The sequence below is a fragment of the Polaromonas sp. P3_B4 genome (assembly GCF_056402835.1).
Window position 1 is genome coordinate 572052 of sequence record NZ_JBFUGQ010000001.1, and the last position, 13518, is coordinate 585569.

At 62.9% G+C, this 13518-nt stretch carries 14 protein-coding genes; 2 read left to right on the forward strand and 12 right to left on the reverse strand.

From position 1 onward, the window contains the following. Positions 1-5 precede the first annotated feature (5 nt). The 12 genes from AC1DVV_RS02750 to AC1DVV_RS02805 form a co-directional block, all read right to left on the reverse strand. A complete protein-coding gene (locus tag AC1DVV_RS02750) occupies positions 6-836 on the reverse strand; it encodes a beta-ketoacyl synthase chain length factor (protein ID WP_457279112.1) in 831 nt (276 codons plus the stop codon). Between the two features lie 9 nt (positions 837-845). After that, positions 846-2039: a beta-ketoacyl-[acyl-carrier-protein] synthase family protein gene (locus AC1DVV_RS02755; protein ID WP_457279780.1), complete on the reverse strand. Its 1194-nt coding sequence runs from the start codon at positions 2037-2039 to the stop codon at positions 846-848. An 82-nt stretch (positions 2040-2121) separates the two neighbouring features. Then, positions 2122-2793, reverse strand: a complete 672-nt coding sequence (locus tag AC1DVV_RS02760) for a phosphatase PAP2 family protein (RefSeq protein ID WP_457279111.1) — start codon at positions 2791-2793, stop codon at positions 2122-2124. After that, positions 2790-3593 carry a polysaccharide deacetylase family protein gene (locus AC1DVV_RS02765; RefSeq protein WP_457279110.1) on the reverse strand — a complete coding sequence of 268 codons (804 nt, stop codon included), beginning with the start codon at positions 3591-3593 and terminating at the stop codon, positions 2790-2792. The genes AC1DVV_RS02760 and AC1DVV_RS02765 overlap by 4 nt, the downstream gene beginning before the upstream one ends. Continuing rightward, positions 3586-5928 (reverse strand): MMPL family transporter, encoded by a 2343-nt coding sequence (locus AC1DVV_RS02770; RefSeq protein ID WP_457279109.1) that lies wholly within the window; start codon positions 5926-5928, stop codon positions 3586-3588. Before AC1DVV_RS02770 ends, AC1DVV_RS02765 begins: the two co-directional genes overlap by 8 nt. After that, positions 5928-6572, reverse strand: a complete 645-nt coding sequence (locus AC1DVV_RS02775) for a LolA-related protein (RefSeq protein WP_457279108.1) — start codon at positions 6570-6572, stop codon at positions 5928-5930. The genes AC1DVV_RS02770 and AC1DVV_RS02775 overlap by 1 nt, the downstream gene beginning before the upstream one ends. Before the next feature lie 4 nt (positions 6573-6576). Beyond that, positions 6577-7545: an LpxL/LpxP family acyltransferase gene (locus AC1DVV_RS02780; RefSeq protein WP_457279107.1), complete on the reverse strand. Its 969-nt coding sequence runs from the start codon at positions 7543-7545 to the stop codon at positions 6577-6579. Then, complete coding sequence (locus tag AC1DVV_RS02785) at positions 7542-9206, reverse strand: AMP-binding protein (protein WP_477707104.1); 1665 nt, start codon at positions 9204-9206, stop codon at positions 7542-7544. The genes AC1DVV_RS02780 and AC1DVV_RS02785 overlap by 4 nt, the downstream gene beginning before the upstream one ends. After that, positions 9203-9874 carry a COG4648 family protein gene (locus AC1DVV_RS02790; RefSeq protein WP_457279105.1) on the reverse strand — a complete coding sequence of 224 codons (672 nt, stop codon included), beginning with the start codon at positions 9872-9874 and terminating at the stop codon, positions 9203-9205. The genes AC1DVV_RS02785 and AC1DVV_RS02790 overlap by 4 nt, the downstream gene beginning before the upstream one ends. Further along, a complete protein-coding gene (locus AC1DVV_RS02795; protein WP_457279104.1) occupies positions 9871-10167 on the reverse strand; it encodes a phosphopantetheine-binding protein in 297 nt (98 codons plus the stop codon). Before AC1DVV_RS02795 ends, AC1DVV_RS02790 begins: the two co-directional genes overlap by 4 nt. A 144-nt stretch (positions 10168-10311) precedes the next feature. Beyond that, the gene (locus AC1DVV_RS02800; RefSeq protein ID WP_457279103.1) at positions 10312-11283 is read right to left on the reverse strand and encodes an inositol monophosphatase family protein; all 972 of its coding nucleotides are present in this window, start codon (positions 11281-11283) and stop codon (positions 10312-10314) included. A 152-nt stretch (positions 11284-11435) separates the two neighbouring features. After that, complete coding sequence (locus AC1DVV_RS02805) at positions 11436-11723, reverse strand: DUF1330 domain-containing protein (RefSeq protein WP_457279102.1); 288 nt, start codon at positions 11721-11723, stop codon at positions 11436-11438. A 104-nt stretch (positions 11724-11827) separates the two neighbouring features. On the opposite strand from AC1DVV_RS02805, the gene AC1DVV_RS02810 reads away from it, so the two are divergent. Together AC1DVV_RS02810 and AC1DVV_RS02815 are read left to right on the forward strand one after the other, a co-directional pair. After that, positions 11828-12688 (forward strand): LysR substrate-binding domain-containing protein, encoded by an 861-nt coding sequence (locus AC1DVV_RS02810; protein WP_457279101.1) that lies wholly within the window; start codon positions 11828-11830, stop codon positions 12686-12688. A 14-nt stretch (positions 12689-12702) separates the two neighbouring features. After that, on the forward strand, positions 12703-13518 hold the full coding sequence (locus AC1DVV_RS02815; RefSeq protein ID WP_457279100.1) for an RNA methyltransferase: 816 nt from the start codon (positions 12703-12705) through the stop codon (positions 13516-13518).

A 13518-nucleotide genomic window follows, 5' to 3' on the forward strand; every position in this document is an offset into this window, starting at 1 on the left:
AAGTATCACGGTGCCACCTGCAGGGCCAGCTGCCGGCCGTCAAGGTAGTCCAGCACGATCCGGCCGCTTTGCTGCCGCGCGATGCTGCGCAGTAGAGGCAGGCAGCGTGCCGCAGGAATGTCTGTGCGCAGCTGTTCAAGCGCGGCGTCATCGAGCCGGTCGGCAGGCAAGGCCGTCAGGCAGTTGTCTGGTTCCAGCGTCCACTGCGCCTGGCTGCGTTCACTGCGGTGGGGTGTCAGCACCAGTCCCAGGCCGAAGGTGTCGGGAATGGGGCGTGTGCTGTACAGCGGCTCCGGGTAATCGGTGTCATAAGCGACCAGCAGCACGGGTATCTGGTCCACCGCTACCTGGGTCATGGCCTCCAGCAGGCCTGCCGAAAAACTTGCATCGCGCGCGCAAAGCACCGAGGACGAAACCATCGAGCCGCTTGAAATGCTCCAGTAGCCGGAGGCGGCGTTGTGCACTGAATTGTGAAAGCGCGTCGGGGAGATCAGCCTGTCGCTGGAGGCCAGCGCATTGCAGATTTCGTGGCAATTGACGGCGTCGCCGCTGGAAGATGAAAACACGGATGCCAGCATGGCAGCTTGCAGGCCCGAAGCTGCAACCGCTTCCTCGCTCACTGCCAGCGACACCTTGACCACCGCGCCGGCCCGGCGGCGTTCGGCCTGCGGCAAAGCCATGGGTGGCGGAAGAACGCAGCGCGTGGCTTGATAAGCGGTGCTGCCTTTGAGATATTCGCGCCCTTGCGCCCACCCCGCCAGTCCGGGGCCCAGCAGCCCGATACCTTCGACAAAAACCGTCAGCGCTGTTGCGGATGGGGATTGTGCTTGTGTCATGTCGGAACCTTAACCGGCACGGCCAAAAATCAGGCTGCAATTGGTTCCGCCGAAGCCGAAGGAATTGCTGAGCACATGCCGGGGGGCGGCCTCCTGGTTGTCCATGAGGTAGTTGACGGCCAGGGCCGGGTCGCGCTCGTGGGTGTTGATGCCGCCGGGCAGCAGGCCGTGCTGCAATGCGAGCGCGCAGATCACGGCTTCAAGCCCGCCTGCGGCGCCCAGCGTGTGGCCGGTGGCGCCCTTGGTGGAACTGCAGGGGGTGCCAGGGCCGAACAGCCCGGACACTGCCTTGGCTTCCGCGGCATCGTTGCTTTGTGTGGCTGTGCCGTGCAGGTTGATGTAGTCGATCCCGGCCGTGGTGAGGCCGGCCATATCCAGGGCCTGCTGCATGGCCAGCCGTGCACCCAGGCCGTCGGGATGGGGGGAGGACATGTGGTGGGCGTCGCTGGATTCGCCGACGCCCAGCAGCAGCACGTCACCTGGGGCGGGTTGTGCCGGCGTGGGCTCCAGCAGGGCGAAAGCGGCAGCTTCGCCAATGGTGATGCCGTTGCGCGCGGCGTCGAATGGCCTGCAAGCCTGGGGGGAAATCAGACCCAGCGAGTTAAAGCCATACAAGGTTGTGAGACACAGCGAATCTACCCCACCGACCACGGCAGCATCGATCAGACCCGCCCGCATCATTCTTCGCGCTGAAGCGAACACCTTGGCACTGGATGAGCAGGCTGACGAGACGACGGCGGCCGGGCCGGTCAGCCCAAGGTACTGGCGCGTGAAATCAGCGACAGAAAATGTATTGTGTGTTGTGCCGTAAATGAAATCGGGGGGCAGGGCGCCGGTTCCCGGGTCGCGCCGGCGATAGGCCAGTTCGGTTTGCAAAATGCCCGATGTACTGGTGCCGATGAAGACCCCCACGCGGTGCGCGCCGTATTTTTTGCTGGCGGCTGCCGCCGCTTCAGTAAAGCCGTCCTGTTGAAGCCCCAGCAGGGCGAGCCGGTTGTTGCGGCAGTCGAAGCGGGCCCATTGCGCAGGAAGCTGCACGCTGTCCGTGCCCGTGACCTCGCCTGCAAAGGTCGGCAGGTCGACTGTGTCGAACGTGCATGGGGCGAGCCCGCCCCGCCGCGTACGCAACGCGTCGAGAGTTTGTGCAAGACCGCGACCCATGCTGCTGGTTGCGGTGAAGTGGGAGAGCCAAAGTGGATACAGAGAAAAAACCAATCTGAAGAAAAAGACACTTTAGCAAATCAGGTGGAAAATCCGGCGCCGTTGCGATGCCGGACACCAGCTGTTACTTGCCTGCGGTGTGCTGTTTGTGAAGATACAGGGACAACCAGGCTGCCACCCCCCCGAGGAGCAGGCCCCCGGCTACGTCCACCGCGACGTGCTGCCTTGTGGCCAGTGTGGAATAGGCAATGCCGAAACACCAGAGCGCGTTTACCGCCAGCAACCACGCGGGTACGGAGAATCGGCGCAGCAGATGGTGCAGCCAGATGCCCGAAAAAAAGGCTGTTGCCACATGAAGCGAAGGGCAGGCGTTGCCCGACGCATCCATGTTTTTCAGGAAAAGCATCTGAGGGTATTTCGGCCAGTCAATGTCTGGAGCGGGTGCGGCCGTGGGCCAGAAATAAAACACCAGCAGGCCCGCCAGGCAGGTCAGCGCAATGGCGCCGCCATAGCGCAAGAGTTCACGCCGGTCACCAAAGAAGAGGGGTGGCAGCGAGACATAAACCCACAGCGAGAGGTAAACCGGCAAGGCCAGTGGTTCAAAACCGATGAGGTGGTCGGGCCAGGTGAGAGGCATCACCGCGATCGGAAAGGCCGGGTGCTTGAGCAGGTAAAAGTAGGCGCCAAAAAATACGCCGATGAAAAGCATCGTCCCGATGGCTTTCAGATAGATGTGCTGAAAGACGACCCGTCCCATGTGTGACCACGGGCCTTGCCGGGTTTGCACGGGATTCATGCGAGGGCCTGCTGCAGGGTCACGGTGCGCAGGTCGGCCGCTGCAATGGACTCCAGCAAGGCGGGCAGGACATCCAGGATGACCGGAACACCTTGCGGTGTGCGTGCCGCATTGCCGTCATGCAACAGCAGGATGGCGCCGGCTTGCAGCCCGGCCGTGAGTTTGCGTTTTACACGCTCGGCATTGGCGACGCGGGTGTCGAAGCCGCGCACGGACCAGCTGGCGAGCTTCAGGCCGAGCCGGGCCAGTACCGGATCAAGAAAGGGGTTGCGCAGGCCGGCGGGAGCGCGAAAGAAGAGAGGCCGCTGGCCTGTCAGGCCGCTCAGTGTGTTTTGCGCTGCCTGCAACTCGCGAAACATGCTGCGCGGGCCCGTCAGGGCAAAGTAGTGGCGGTGGTGCTGGCTGTGGTTTTCAACGGCATGTCCGCGCCGCACCAGCTCGCGGCACAACTCGGGATGGCGGGCGGCTTTGTCACCGACGCAAAAAAAGGTCGCGCGGGCCGCATACCGGTCGAGCAGGTCCAGGACTTTGGGTGTCACGGCGGGGTCGGGGCCGTCATCGATGGTCAGGGCGATTTCCCGCCTGGCGACGGAGGCCTGGGGCAGGCGGGTCCAGTTGGGGCCCAGCCACTGGCTGCGGGGCCACATACCCACGACGGTAAGCAACAGATGGTTGAGGACCACGGCGGCAAGCGCCCAGCGCCACCAGCCGGAATCAACAAGAACGGCCGCAAGTGCCGCCGCGTGTAGCGCGATGCTCGCACGTACCAGGATGCTGGGCTTCCACCGGAGGTCAGGCATGGGGCTTCCTGGCAAAAATTGCGGCATAGACCAGCGCCAGGATGACGCCCGGTGCAACGGTGACACCCATGGCCTGCAGGATGGATACTTTGGAAAATGCGAGCAGGCCAAACCCTGCGACGGTAGTCAGATTGGCCAGCAACATGGACGCCAGGGTTCGGGGCGCTATCGGGGCATGGGGATCAGGCCGGTCAAAAAACAGCGCGTAGTTGGAGCCCACGGCCACGACCAGCAACAGGCCCACCAGGTGCAGGATGATCAGTTGCTGGCCCAGCAGGGCCAGCCCGGCCGTGACTGTGACGACCGCGGCCGCCAGCGGCGCAATGATCCGCAGCACCCGGGAAGGGGAGCGGAAAACCACCAGCAACAGGGCCACGAGGACTGCCAGCCCGCCCAGTGACAGCACGATGGCTTCGTGCAGGTAGCTGGAATACAAACGGTCAGACTCGGTTTTCATGTCGACAAAAAGTACGCCAGGCAAGGGCTTGGTGGCCAGCGCGGCACGAATGTTGTCGGCGTCGATGTTTCGTCCCTGGGACGCAGTCAAAGGTAGCAGGGCGCTCCAGCGGCCGTCCTTACCAATGAGCAGTGCAGCCAGGGCCATGGCCATCGAGGTTTTTTCAAGGTCGGCTGGCTGCAGCAAGGGCTGGCTGCGGGCGGCAGCGACCTCTGCCAGGAAAGGTGAAAACACCCCCGGGCGCACTGGCAGCCCTTGCGTGGCCTGGGTCATGCGGGCCTGCAACACCTCAGCAGCGGGCAGGCTGGCCTGGCGGGCGCGTTGTGTGGCCACGCTGGGGAGGTAGCGGCTGGGGCTCTCAAACCCGGCAATTTCACCGCGCTCGACCTGTGCCTGGAGCAGGGTTGAAACCTGTTCGGCGGTCTGGAGTACCGACTCCTGGCTGGTGCCGGAAACCACCACCACATAGCGCACGTCAGGCGCTCCCATATCGGCACGCAGGCTTTCATCCAGCGCCACATCGGCTTGCGAGACCGGGCTGAGCGAGGAAATCTTGTCGTTGAACAGGCTGGCGTGATTTCCCGCAAGGACGGCACAGGCGGCTATCAGCAGGGCCGCGGCAGGCCATCGCAACAAGGCCGCATGTTGCACCAGCCCCTCCAGCGCCCGCCCGATGGCCGACACATCATGGATGCGGAAATGGCGCGGTAGCAGATGCGGCAGTACATAGCGGGTCACGGCGGCGGCCACGACCAGGCCGGCAATCGAATACAGGCCGAGTTGCGCCAGGCCCGGAAAGCCCGAGAACAAGAGAGAGGCAAAACCGGCTATGGAGGTCAGAACGCCGAGCCGGACGGTCGGCCAGAAGCGCTTGACCCAATGCGCCTGGTCGGCGCCTGCATCTTCGGACTGCACAAAAAGATAGATGGAGTAGTCCACAGCTTCGCCGATCAGCGCTGTGCCGAAGCCCAGTGTGATGCCGTGCACCGACCCAAAACCCAGGCTGACTGCGGCAATCCCCGCCAGCGCGCCGCTCAGCACGGGCAAAAATCCGAGCAAAAGGGCGCTGACAGAACGGTAAACCAGCAGTAACAGCGTCGCGATCAGCATCACGCTGATCAGCGAGAGGTGGCTCACCTGGCTTTGAATGGTTTCGCGGGACGTGACCGAAAATACGCCAGGGCCTGTCATGACGAAGCTGGCACCAGCTGAGGAACCGCCCGCCGCATCGAAGGCCTGGCGAATCGCGGCCATGGCACGTTGCTGGGCATCGGTGTCAGAGCCTGCTGCGTGGGTCTGCAGCAGCATCAGTGCCCGCTTGCCGTCACGGGAAGTCCAGGCGCCATGGGCCTGTTGCGGCTGGCTTCCGCCGTTGAGCTGGCCCAGCAACTGCACCATTTCGCCGGTGGGGTCGCGGGGCAGCAGGGCCTTGACCATCAGGCCTGCGGGCGATGCGAGCAATTCGATGCTGTCAGTGAGGGCCGTGTGCAACCCATCCGCGCTGAATCGTTCCGGCGTCACTGAAGGGCTCAGCAGATAGCGATGGTTGAGCAGGAAATTGCGGTCCCGCTCGCTATTGACGGGTTCGCCATTCGCCACGCTGGCAAAAGCGGAATCGGTGCGCAGCTGCTGCGCCATTTTTTTGGAAAGCGCTGCACGTTGAGGGGCGTCGGAGTCTTCTATGCCTACCAGGACAAGGCGCGAGGCCAGGCCCTCGGTCAGCTGGTCCATCAGCAGTTGTTGCTCGGGTGTGGGAGTACGCGGCAAAAACGCCGACAGGTCGGTCGTGAACTGTGTGCGGCTGATGACAATGCCGCAACCGATCAGGAATGCCAGCCATACCGCAATGGCTGCCATGCGGCCGCGTGCGCCGTTCATCACGGGGCGGCCACTTGCTCGATGGTCATGGTGGAGCTGTCGCCATCGGCCTGGGCGATGTCGATGTTGCGCAACTGGTCACGCACACCCGTAATGCGGATGCGTTGGATCACCGCCTGCATTTTGGGATCGACGGGCTGCAATTGCAGGGTCCAGCGTTCGGCCGTGCCTTCGAGGCTGAGCCGGTAGTTGCGCTCCAGGGCGCTGCGGTCGCCCGCCAGGGTGCCGCGAATGCTGTCAATGAATGCGGCCAGCTCGGGGTACGCCTGGAGCCGCAACTGGTATTTTTGCTTCCCGCGTTCAATCACCAGTTCTCCGCCGTTCACCACCATGGATTCAGGCTTCGGTTTGAGCGTCCGCTTTTCCAGCCGGTCTGGCGCGGTATAGAGCAGTTCCCCGGACGATTCCACCGGTTTGTCGAGCAACGCAATGCTCTTTTTTTCGACGAAGGTGGCGCGGCCCGACTTGGTTTGCGCCAGCGAATCCATCAGTTGCTGAAGGTCCCAGGCGGCCAGCGCTGCCGGGCTCAATGCGGCCAACACCAGACCCACCACAACTGCGGCCACCGCGAAGACGGGCCGTGACGGCTGTTGCGTGATGTGCGATGAGGCGGGGGTGGATGTTTGCTGAATAAGGTGTGTCATATGCTCAGGTGTTTTGTTCGGGCTGGCCGGACTGCCGCGGCGCAGGTCGCCAGAAATCAAAAAAATTGAACCAGTTGTAAGGCGCGCTGCGGCAGTATTGCGCCATCAGTGCAGCATAGCGCGTCATGGCGGATTGCACCGCCGCTGTGCGGCCGCGCGAAGGTAGCGTCGAGAAATCCGCCAGAGGTTCGAAATGAATGTCATAACGATTGCCGCCGCGGTACAGCCCCGTCATGAACAACACGGGGCGTTTCAGTATGGCGGCCATGCGAAAAGGACCCAGCGGCAGCTCGGCGGCGTCTCCGAGGAACTCGATGGAATAGGTGTCGTCCTTACCCAGTGACCGATCACCCAGCATGCCGACGACGGCACCCTCATCCAGCAGTTCGTGCACCCTGATCATGGAATCGATATGTCCCAATGCCACGACGTCCAGCTGCGCTTTGGGATTGATGGCGCCCATCGCCGCGTTGATTTTCCGCGCGTTTTCCTCGTACATCACCATGGCAATGCGCAGGCCCGGTTGCTGGCGCCCGATGGCCCGCAGAACTTCAAAACTGCCCAGATGGGCGCCGATGAGGAACACGCCTCTTCCGTCAGCCACCACCTTGTCGATCAGTTGCTGGTTGTGCACCCGGATATCAAACAGCTCGAAGCGGTCATTCAGCAGGTAAACACGGTCGTGAATGGCAGAAGCAAAACTCAGGAAATGCCGGAACAGATGACGCCAGCCGACCGCAGCGGGCGACGGCAGGTCGAACACGCGCCGCAAGTAGTTTCGCGACGTCCGGCGCGCCGCCGGCGCGAAAATAAGGAAATAGGCTGCAATCCCGTAAAGGACGATGCGGCTGGCGCTACGGCCCAGGTTCAGCGAGATCCCGGTCATGACACGCAGCATGAAGCCGTTGCTGCGTTCCGGGAGCTGCTGCCATTCGGCGCCGGATGTCGCATTGGCTCCGCGTGGCGTGTTCATGGCTGCGGCGATAGCAGCAAGGTTCCGGTGGCAACTTTTCGGTCGCCGCTGGAAATGTCAAAGCGCGTGCTGCCGGAGGCGGTGGTGCTGCAGGAGATGGTCAGCGTCTCACCGGGCCCCACCGTGCTGAGGAATTTCGCCGAGCTGATCTGGCAGACCTCCGGGGCATGGCCGGTACGTGCGTGTTGTACCGCGTGTATGGCGGCGTCGAGCAACACCACACCGGGAACAATGGGTGTACCGGGGAAATGCCCGGCAAGCGCCGGATGGTCAGGGGCGATGGAAAACCGGGTTTCGCCCGGAACGGGAGATTTCTTTTGAAGATGGTCGCGCGCCAGGGTAACCAGCGTATCGCGCGGCAATTTCCCGGTGCTGTTGCGTGGCAGGCTGCCCAGCAGCACGAGGGGCCGCGGGATGAAGATGGCGTCAATCCGCTCCCTCAGTGCCGCCAAAAGGGCCGGCGCCGTCAGGCCCGGTGCCACAACGAAAGCCATCAACCGGACCACGGTGTCGCCGGAACCCTCGTCCGGCATGAAGAAGGCGCCGTCCATCACGCCCGGTATGGCGTGGAGCTGATGGTTCAGGTAGCCCAGCGAGCTTCGCTTGCCCGCGATATTGATCAGGTCGGCAGTCCGGCCGTGCAAAAGAAATTGTGTGTCCGACACCGACTCCAGTTCATCGGCCAGCGGGGTGGGTTGGTCGACATGGCCGCCTGAGGCCCAGGTCTGGCCTTGCCTGATGCTCAGCGTGACGTCCGGAAAGAGTGTCCACGCCAGGGCCTCGGTCATGCGTCGCGTGGCGATTTGTCCCGTTTCGGTGGAGCCGTAGATTTCCAGCAGAGGAACCTGCAGCCGGGCTTCGGTGGCCAATGCCAGCTGGGGTGGCAGGGGTGCCGTGGCGGACAGCACGAGGTCAACCTGCGGAATGTCCAGGCCTGAAGCCAGCAGCGCTTTCAAATGCACGGGCGTGGTCACCAGCATGCGGGGGCGCTCCGCTTGCGCCAGTGCGGCGCAGATATCGGCCGGATAAAACGGATGGGCCGCGACCAGAATGGCGCCACTTTGCAAAGGCTGCAACACGGTGGATTCGAAGCCGAACATGTGCTGCGGCGGCACCGTCGCCACGATGCTGTGCTTGCGGCCATCCAGCAAGCCGAGCCGGCCGGCTTCAGCCCGCGTGCTGCGAACCAGCCCGCCCCAGCTTTTACGGTGCGCCACCGGGGTGCCGGTCGAGCCGGAGGTGAACATGATGGTGGCAATGCGCGATGCGGGAATTTGCGGAATATCGCACTGCGTGCCAGTTGCGGTTCCTGGCGGACGTGGCGTCATCGCATCCGTCCAGCTCAGTAACGGCAGGGCCAGAGACTGTGGTTGGTCCGCGAGGCAAAACACGTCGGGTGCAAAGCTGCGGATCTGTTTCACCATTTCCGGCGTCAGCGTGGGTGGCAGCAGGCTGACCTTGTCTGCCAGCAGGGCGGCCGCCATACCCACGGCAAATCGGTAGCGGTCTGCGCAGACATTGAGAACATGCTTGCCTGAGGGCAGGGCCGCCGCAAGCTGCCTGACATCGGCCAGAAAATGTTCAACGGTAACGGCCTGGCCATGGCTGCAAGCCACAACGTCTTCAGCCCGGGTGTGCGAGATCAGCGGAAACGTCGTCATGGCCGGCGCGCGCGGCTTTCTGCGGAAGCCTGCCGGTAGGCGCGAATGGCCTCCAGCGGACCGGCACGATCTGCTGCCGGCAATGCGTAGCAGCGAACGGCATATTCCGCTGCAAACATCAGTGCGAGCAGGGGAATGCCCAGAAGATTGGCAAAAGTGGACCACACAGCAATGGGCGCCAGCCAGAACAGCAGTAATGAAAAGCCCGCAATGATTCCGAAATACAAGGCCCACGCCAAGGTGGCCGACCGCGTGTACGAAACAAGCGCAGGCGAAAGCTCGCCATGCACGATGCGGGCAAACTGCGCAATCATCGGTGTGCGTCCTTGCACGAGTGTGCGGCCGAAAGTTCCGCATAGCAGGGCATATGTGCCCGCATGCTGAAGCAGGAAAACCCAGTTGTAATGGGTGATCAGCCATTCCCTGAACAGATAAAACCCGAGGCAGGCTACACCACAAAGGGCCAGCATGACAGGGCGCTGCGGTGAACGCCAGGCCAGGACAACGGCCAGCACCAGCAGCGGAAGCACGGCGACCAGCGCCTCAAGCAAGCCCGGCGCCGTCGATGCCGCGGCCAGATGGGAAAGCACGGCGTAGCCGATTCCCAGAGCCGCGATGCCGCCCCAGCGACAGGCTTGGGTAAACCGTGTCGCCAGCACAGCTGTCACTGGGTTCGCCAGGCGGCAATATGGTCGCCCAGGCTTCGCAGCGAATGAAAGATGGCGTGGTTGTCTTCGTGGTCCGCCCTGAGCTGCAGGCCATAGTGCTTGGAGACAACCAGCGCAATTTCCAGGATGTCGATGGAATCCAGCCCCAAGCCGTCGCCGTAGAGCGGTTCGTCGGGTTGTACATCGTCGGCGCTCACCTCAAGGTTGAGGGCGCTCACCACCAGTTCCGCGACCTCGCGCAGCAAGGCTGCATCAGCCGATGTGGAAGAGGTTTTTACGGTGGATTCAGGCATAGTTTTATTACTAGTTATTACCAGGTGCGAAAACAGTTCGGTCGGGGCCGCTGCATGCATGCGACTCCCTGCGCAGTGCGGAAATTTTAGCTGAGGCTATACGGCTCAAGCCTTCATCGCGGCCTTTGCCTACAACGGCTGGTGCTAGAAGGGTGCGTCCGGTGTGGTATCGGGGCGTGCCGCGGGGGCCTTGATCTTTTTGGCGGTCAGCTTTGGTTTGTCTGCGGGCTGGGCGGTGGTGTCGGCGGTCTCGGTGCTCACAGTGTCTTCCTGCAGGGTCTGACGTACCGTGGCTTTGTCGCCGGCGCCGGCAAATTTGCTGTATTTACCCAAAGTGGCCACCATCTGCCCGTAAATGCGCGGATTGCCGGCCACGCATTCGCCGTGGTCGATGAAGTCGGCCTCGCCGGTGAAGTTACCGATCAGGCCGCCGGCCTCGGTGACCAGCAGTGAGCCGGCCGCCACGTCCCAGGGCTTGAGGCCGGTTTCAAAAAAGCCGTCGCTGAAGCCCGCTGCCACGTAGGCCAGGTCCAGCGCCGCAGCGCCCGGGCGGCGCACGCCGGCGCACTGGCTCATGACTTCACCGAGCATGTTGAGATAGCTTTTGAGCTTGTCGCCGGGGCGGTAGGGGAAACCGGTGGAGATCAGACATTCCTGCAGGCGGGTGCGCTTGGCCACACGGATGCGGCGGTCGTTCATGTAGGCGCCGCGGCCTTTGGTGGCGCAAAAAATGTCGTTGCGGGTGGGGTCGTACACCACGGCTTGCTCGACCTTGCCCTTGACGGCCAGCGCGATGCTGACGCAATAGACGGGAAAGCCGTGGATGAAGTTGGTGGTGCCGTCCAGCGGGTCGATGATCCACACGAAGTCGGAGTCTTTGGCGCCATGCTCGCTGCCGGATTCTTCGGCCAGGATGCCGTGGCCGGGGTAGGCGGTCAGCAGGGTTTCGATGATCGCCGCTTCAGCGGCCTGGTCGATTTCGGTGACAAAGTCGTTGGTCTGCTTGACCGAAATGCGAACCGATTCGACGTCAAGCGCCGCACGGTTGATGATGGCGCCTGCAGCGCGCGCGGCCTTGATGGCCACGTTGAGCATGGGGTGGAGATTGCTGGACATAACTTGTAGGGAAGAGCGGAACGAACCGGCGCCGGCGATGCGGGCGGCGGGCAATGCCGGTATTTTCCCATAAACGCGATACGACCCTTTCCAGTCCCCTTTCAACCCCTCCTCAAGGGCGATATCGCGTCCCAATCGTCCAGAAACCTGTTCTAGGCGCCTTCCGCGATCAGGAAATCTGCGTCTGCATGTTGCTGGCGTATCGCCCGGGCCGCCTGGTATTCAGGGCTGGCATAACAGGCCCTGGCGGTCACCATGTCGGCAAACTCCACGACGACGTTGCGCTCGCGCGAGCTGCCCTCCATGCATTCGTACGCGCCGCCGCGCACCAGAAAGCGCGCCCCGAACTTCTCGAAGGCCGGCCGCGCCGCCGTGAGGTAACGAGGATATTCCTCGATATTGCGCACCGAGACGCGCACGATCCAGTAAGCCTTTGCCATTCTTGTTCCTTGGGTGGTGTGAAGTGATGAAGGCTGGACGATACGCGTGACAATTCATTCTGAAAAATGAATAATAAAGATAATTAATATCTTTTCAAGAGATCATGGAGCTGAGCGACCTGGTTATTTTTCGCGCCGTGGTGGAGGCGGGCGGTGTGACACGTGCCGCCGAGCGCCTGCACCGCGTGCAATCCAACATCACGACGCGTATCCGTCAGCTGGAGGAAAAGCTCGGCGTGCCGCTTTTTATCCGTGAGGGCAAGCGGCTGCACCTGTCGCCAGCCGGGCAGGTGTTGCTGGACTATGCCGGGCGCCTGATCAGCCTGGCTGACGAAGCACGCGATGCGGTGCAGGGCGGGCAGCCGCGCGGCGCATTTGTGCTTGGCGCCATGGAAAGCACTTCGGCTGTGCGGTTGCCGGCCCCTCTGAGCGATTTTGTGCGTCTCTATCCGGAGGTCAGGCTTGCGCTTAAAACCGGCAACCCGCAGCAACTGGCCGCAGCTGTGCTGGCGGGAGAGATGGACGCGGCGCTGGTCACTGGGGCTATTGCGGAGGGTCCCTTTGAACGAGAGGCGATTTACACCGAGGAACTGGTCATTGTTGCGAGTGCCGGGCACCCGCCCATTACGGCAATCCACAGTGAGCCTCCGCGTGCCATGGTGGCTTTCGAAAAGGGCTGCCCGCATCGCGCGCGGCTGGAAGCCTGGTACTTGCTGAAAAACAGCATGCCGGTGCAGACGATTGAAATCACGTCCTACCATGCCATGCTGGGCTGCGTGGTGGTGGGCATGGGCATTTCGCTGGTGCCGCGCAGCGTGCTGGCAACCTTTCCGGAGCGGGGCCGGCTCAGCATCCACGCATTGCCGCCGGGCAGCGACTGCGCCCAGACTGACCTGATCTGGCGCAAAGGGGCGAAGTCGCCGAAGGTGGAGGCATTGCTCCGCGTCCTGAAGCCGCCGGCATAGGACAATCCAGCTCCATGCACACGCGATTCATCCTGATCAATACCAGCCATGCCGGCAATGTGGGGGCCACGGCCCGTGCCATGAAAACCATGGGCTTTGACGACCTGGTGCTGGTGGCGCCGCGCTGGGCCAATGTGCTCAACCGCGAAGAAACCATCCAGCGGGCCAGCGGGGCGCTCGACGTTCTCAAAAACGCCCGCATTGTGGCCACCCTGGATGAAGCCGTGGACGGCATGGCGCACCTGTGCGCCACCGCCATGACGCCACGCGACTTTGGCCCGCCCACGCGGGCGCCGCGCCAGCACTTTGCGCAGCTGCTGGGCCTGGCAGGTCTGCTATCAAAAGAGGAGCTGCTTGCGCTTTCCCCTATTGGGCAGAAGCCCGATTCCGTTGCTTTTTTGTTTGGTTCCGAGCGTTTTGGCATGCAGAACGAGGACGTCTACCGCTGCCATGTGGCGCTGAGCATTCCGACCGACCCGAAGTTCGGCTCGCTCAACCTGGGCGCGGCGGTGCAGCTGATTGCCTATGACTGGCGCCAGGCGCTGGGCGGTTTCAGCGTGCAGCCCGCCACGGCGGAGCCGACGCTGGCCGACGCGGCCGCAGTGGCGGGCATGCTCAGGCACTGGGAAGAGGCCTTGACCGGCATCGGCTTCCTGGATCCGGCCTCGCCCAAAAAACTGATGCCGCGGCTTAATCAGTTGTTCAACCGTGCGCAGCTCAGCCCCGAAGAGATCCACATTCTGCGCGGCGTGGCCAAAGCCATGCTGCAGAAGGCCTCCGAAGCCAGGGGCAAAAGCGTGGTCCCAGCAAGCAGCTCACAGCCTCAGTAG

Excerpts from the sequence above, each read along its gene's own strand:
- AC1DVV_RS02770 (WP_457279109.1), bottom strand. The coding sequence starts at position 5,928 with ATGAACGGCGCACGCGGCCGCATGGCAGCCATTGCGGTATGGCTGGCA.
- AC1DVV_RS02750 (WP_457279112.1), bottom strand. The coding sequence starts at position 836 with ATGACACAAGCACAATCCCCATCCGCAACAGCGCTGACGGTTTTTGTC.
- AC1DVV_RS02775 (WP_457279108.1), bottom strand. The coding sequence starts at position 6,572 with ATGACACACCTTATTCAGCAAACATCCACCCCCGCCTCATCGCACATC.
- AC1DVV_RS02810 (WP_457279101.1), top strand. The coding sequence starts at position 11,828 with ATGGAGCTGAGCGACCTGGTTATTTTTCGCGCCGTGGTGGAGGCGGGC.
- AC1DVV_RS02815 (WP_457279100.1), top strand. The coding sequence starts at position 12,703 with ATGCACACGCGATTCATCCTGATCAATACCAGCCATGCCGGCAATGTG.
- AC1DVV_RS02785 (WP_477707104.1), bottom strand. The coding sequence starts at position 9,206 with ATGACGACGTTTCCGCTGATCTCGCACACCCGGGCTGAAGACGTTGTG.
- AC1DVV_RS02795 (WP_457279104.1), bottom strand. The coding sequence starts at position 10,167 with ATGCCTGAATCCACCGTAAAAACCTCTTCCACATCGGCTGATGCAGCC.
- AC1DVV_RS02765 (WP_457279110.1), bottom strand. The coding sequence starts at position 3,593 with ATGCCTGACCTCCGGTGGAAGCCCAGCATCCTGGTACGTGCGAGCATC.
- AC1DVV_RS02780 (WP_457279107.1), bottom strand. The coding sequence starts at position 7,545 with ATGAACACGCCACGCGGAGCCAATGCGACATCCGGCGCCGAATGGCAG.
- AC1DVV_RS02805 (WP_457279102.1), bottom strand. The coding sequence starts at position 11,723 with ATGGCAAAGGCTTACTGGATCGTGCGCGTCTCGGTGCGCAATATCGAG.
- AC1DVV_RS02800 (WP_457279103.1), bottom strand. The coding sequence starts at position 11,283 with ATGTCCAGCAATCTCCACCCCATGCTCAACGTGGCCATCAAGGCCGCG.
- AC1DVV_RS02760 (WP_457279111.1), bottom strand. The coding sequence starts at position 2,793 with ATGAATCCCGTGCAAACCCGGCAAGGCCCGTGGTCACACATGGGACGG.